This window comes from Pseudomonas sp. SWRI18 (genome assembly GCF_014268345.1).
Classification (GTDB): Bacteria; Pseudomonadota; Gammaproteobacteria; order Pseudomonadales; family Pseudomonadaceae; genus Aquipseudomonas; species Aquipseudomonas cedrina.
Map to the genome: position 1 here is coordinate 1 of NZ_JACCQQ010000051.1, position 3,356 is coordinate 3,356.

Below are 3,356 nucleotides of genomic sequence, written 5' to 3' on the forward strand. Positions count from 1 at the left end.
GAGTAGTCAAATTGCTTGGGTGTTATATGGTCAAGCCTCACGGGCAATTAGTATTGGTTAGCTCAACGCCTCACAGCGCTTACACACCCAACCTATCAACGTCGTAGTCTTCGACGGCCCTTCAGGGAACTCAAGGTTCCAGTGAGATCTCATCTTGAGGCTAGTTTCCCGCTTAGATGCTTTCAGCGGTTATCTATTCCGAACATAGCTACCCGGCAATGCCACTGGCGTGACAACCGGAACACCAGAGGTTCGTCCACTCCGGTCCTCTCGTACTAGGAGCAGCCCCTCTCAAATCTCAAACGTCCACGGCAGATAGGGACCGAACTGTCTCACGACGTTCTAAACCCAGCTCGCGTACCACTTTAAATGGCGAACAGCCATACCCTTGGGACCGGCTTCAGCCCCAGGATGTGATGAGCCGACATCGAGGTGCCAAACACCGCCGTCGATATGAACTCTTGGGCGGTATCAGCCTGTTATCCCCGGAGTACCTTTTATCCGTTGAGCGATGGCCCTTCCATACAGAACCACCGGATCACTAAGACCTACTTTCGTACCTGCTCGACGTGTCTGTCTCGCAGTCAAGCGCGCTTTTGCCTTTATACTCTACGACCGATTTCCGACCGGTCTGAGCGCACCTTCGTACTCCTCCGTTACTCTTTAGGAGGAGACCGCCCCAGTCAAACTACCCACCATACACTGTCCTCGATCCGGATAACGGACCTGAGTTAGAACCTCAAAGTTGCCAGGGTGGTATTTCAAGGTTGGCTCCACGCGAACTGGCGTCCACGCTTCAAAGCCTCCCACCTATCCTACACAAGCAAATTCAAAGTCCAGTGCAAAGCTATAGTAAAGGTTCACGGGGTCTTTCCGTCTAGCCGCGGATACACTGCATCTTCACAGCGATTTCAATTTCACTGAGTCTCGGGTGGAGACAGCGCCGCCATCGTTACGCCATTCGTGCAGGTCGGAACTTACCCGACAAGGAATTTCGCTACCTTAGGACCGTTATAGTTACGGCCGCCGTTTACCGGGGCTTCGATCAAGAGCTTCGCGTTAGCTAACCCCATCAATTAACCTTCCGGCACCGGGCAGGCGTCACACCCTATACGTCCACTTTCGTGTTTGCAGAGTGCTGTGTTTTTAATAAACAGTCGCAGCGGCCTGGTATCTTCGACCGGCATGAGCTTACGGAGCAAGTCCTTCACCCTCACCGGCGCACCTTCTCCCGAAGTTACGGTGCCATTTTGCCTAGTTCCTTCACCCGAGTTCTCTCAAGCGCCTTGGTATTCTCTACCCAACCACCTGTGTCGGTTTGGGGTACGGTTCCTGGTTACCTGAAGCTTAGAAGCTTTTCTTGGAAGCATGGCATCAACCACTTCGTCGTCTAAAAGACGACTCGTCATCAGCTCTCGGCCTTAAGATCCCGGATTTACCTAAGATCTCAGCCTACCACCTTAAACTTGGACAACCAACGCCAAGCTGGCCTAGCCTTCTCCGTCCCTCCATCGCAATAACCAGAAGTACAGGAATATTAACCTGTTTTCCATCGACTACGCTTTTCAGCCTCGCCTTAGGGACCGACTAACCCTGCGTCGATTAACGTTGCGCAGGAAACCTTGGTCTTTCGGCGTGGGTGTTTTTCACACCCATTGTCGTTACTCATGTCAGCATTCGCACTTCTGATACCTCCAGCAAGCTTCTCAACTCACCTTCACAGGCTTACAGAACGCTCCTCTACCGCATCACTTACGTGATACCCGTAGCTTCGGTGTATGGTTTGAGCCCCGTTACATCTTCCGCGCAGGCCGACTCGACTAGTGAGCTATTACGCTTTCTTTAAAGGGTGGCTGCTTCTAAGCCAACCTCCTAGCTGTCTAAGCCTTCCCACATCGTTTCCCACTTAACCATAACTTTGGGACCTTAGCTGACGGTCTGGGTTGTTTCCCTTTTCACGACGGACGTTAGCACCCGCCGTGTGTCTCCCATGCTCGGCACTTGTAGGTATTCGGAGTTTGCATCGGTTTGGTAAGTCGGGATGACCCCCTAGCCGAAACAGTGCTCTACCCCCTACAGTGATACATGAGGCGCTACCTAAATAGCTTTCGAGGAGAACCAGCTATCTCCGAGCTTGATTAGCCTTTCACTCCGATCCACAGGTCATCCGCTAACTTTTCAACGGTAGTCGGTTCGGTCCTCCAGTTAGTGTTACCCAACCTTCAACCTGCCCATGGATAGATCGCCCGGTTTCGGGTCTATTCCCAGCGACTAGACGCCCTATTAAGACTCGCTTTCGCTACGCCTCCCCTATTCGGTTAAGCTCGCCACTGAAAATAAGTCGCTGACCCATTATACAAAAGGTACGCAGTCACCCAACAAAGTGGGCTCCCACTGCTTGTACGCATACGGTTTCAGGATCTATTTCACTCCCCTCTCCGGGGTTCTTTTCGCCTTTCCCTCACGGTACTAGTTCACTATCGGTCAGTCAGTAGTATTTAGCCTTGGAGGATGGTCCCCCCATATTCAGACAAAGTTTCTCGTGCTCCGTCCTACTCGATTTCATGACTAAGAGATTTTCGCGTACAGGGCTATCACCCACTATGGCCGCACTTTCCAGAGCGTTCCGCTAATCTCAAAGCCACTTAAGGGCTAGTCCCCGTTCGCTCGCCACTACTAAGGGAATCTCGGTTGATTTCTTTTCCTCAGGGTACTTAGATGTTTCAGTTCCCCTGGTTCGCTCCATACACCTATGTATTCAGTGTAAGGTAACCATCTTATGATGGCTGGGTTCCCCCATTCAGACATCTCCGGATCAAAGTCTGTTTGCCGACTCCCCGAAGCTTTTCGCAGGCTACCACGTCTTTCATCGCCTCTGACTGCCAAGGCATCCACCGTATGCGCTTCTTCACTTGACCATATAACCCCAAGCAATCTGGTTATACTGTGAAGACAACATTCGCCGAAAATTCGAATTTCTCGTTTAAGAGAACTCACAAATTTTACCTTAGCCTGAGCCGTTACCAGTGAAAGTAACGTTCAGTCTATCTTTCTATCACATACCCAAATTTTTAAAGAACGATCTAATCAAAGACTAGAAATCAACATTCACCATCACCAGGATGGAATGCTCATTTCTAAGCTTTCATAACGTCAGAAGCAGTAGTGGTGGAGCCAAACGGGATCGAACCGTTGACCTCCTGCGTGCAAGGCAGGCGCTCTCCCAGCTGAGCTATGGCCCCGTATTTCTACAGGCGTTTCCCACACAAAATTGGTGGGTCTGGGCAGATTCGAACTGCCGACCTCACCCTTATCAGGGGTGCGCTCTAACCAACTGAGCTACAGACCCAATTTCG

Annotated in this window: 2 tRNA genes and 1 rRNA gene; all 3 read right to left on the reverse strand. The window is 51.1% G+C overall.

Annotated features, from left to right (window positions below):
* Positions 1-26: 26 nt before the first annotated feature.
* Positions 27-2,918 (reverse strand): 23S ribosomal RNA (locus H0Z09_RS27140).
* A gap of 248 nt (positions 2,919-3,166) precedes the next feature.
* Positions 3,167-3,242, reverse strand: a tRNA-Ala gene (locus tag H0Z09_RS27145).
* Positions 3,243-3,272: 30 nt separating this feature from the next.
* Positions 3,273-3,349, reverse strand: a tRNA-Ile gene (locus tag H0Z09_RS27150).
* Positions 3,350-3,356 lie beyond the last annotated feature (7 nt).